The following is an 895-nucleotide window of genomic DNA, read 5'->3' as shown; positions in this document are numbered from 1 at the left end:
GGGCCTTCGGCTATCGGAACGGGGAATACGGGCCTCAAAATCCCGTCTTCTTCAAGAATCCGCGCCGCCTTCCCCGGTATTCCTTGCTGAACAAGAAACCAACCGGTCTGCGCCAGGGGAGGGGAGCCCTCCACTCGCTGCACAATCAGACAAAAAGCGGCATGTGGAAGGTTTATTCAGCTAACATTGGTGCGTTCTGATGACGCTGCCCTTGATAGATATCAGCGCTGCAGCTCTATGCCCTGTCAGCGTTACAAACAAATCCTAAAATCACCCTTTCCGATCTCCAAGAACAAACAGTTATCGGACCAGCCCTCCATTTCCGCTGCGAATGCAGGCATAGCGCCGAACAGCACGGTCGCCGTCATTAAACCAACGACCCCCAATTTTTTAATCCTCTTGCGCATGGCACTCTCCATGAATTAAAAAAACGAAATTTCATGACACTTTGATGCTAAATGCAGACGATCCTAGGCTAAATTGTGGGGTATGAATTCATGCAATCAAATAACAAATTTATGAAGCGTCATTTGTTCGTGCTTCGTCTCCTAGAGAGATAGAGATAAAAGTTTATATGCCAAGCTATGCGAAGACATAGGACGATCGACTTCAACTCGTCATTGCTTGATCTAAATCAAGATCTAATGAGATGAGGAAAGATCCTATAGTCAGGAATGTTGTGCCGAAGAACTCAGTTTGAAGTAGGTGTCGAAAGCACGAAAAAGGGGCCAAGGCGTTTTGGAAACTACAGTCATACAAATTTAATATTTCGATAACGCCATCGGAGCCTGAAATGGTCAAACTACCCAATAGATCATGGGGATTTTATGGCACATGAAATCGGGGGCTTGTCACCTCACCACAGTAAAGAGTCATTTCCGCTCAAGCAAGCTAG

At 46.3% G+C, this 895-nt stretch carries 1 protein-coding gene; it reads left to right on the top strand.

What is annotated here, in order from left to right; genetic code table 11:
- Positions 1–200: hypothetical protein (locus MKD50_RS30485; protein WP_252669774.1), on the top strand; the 200-nt coding region annotated here is incomplete at its 5' end.
- Between the last annotated feature and the right edge of the window lie 695 nt (positions 201–895).

This window comes from Cupriavidus mimosae, from assembly GCF_023952485.1.
GTDB classification, from domain to species: Bacteria; Pseudomonadota; Gammaproteobacteria; order Burkholderiales; family Burkholderiaceae; genus Cupriavidus; species Cupriavidus taiwanensis_C.
Note: the sequence above shows the minus strand (reverse complement) of the source record. Positions and strands in the feature narration are given on the sequence as shown.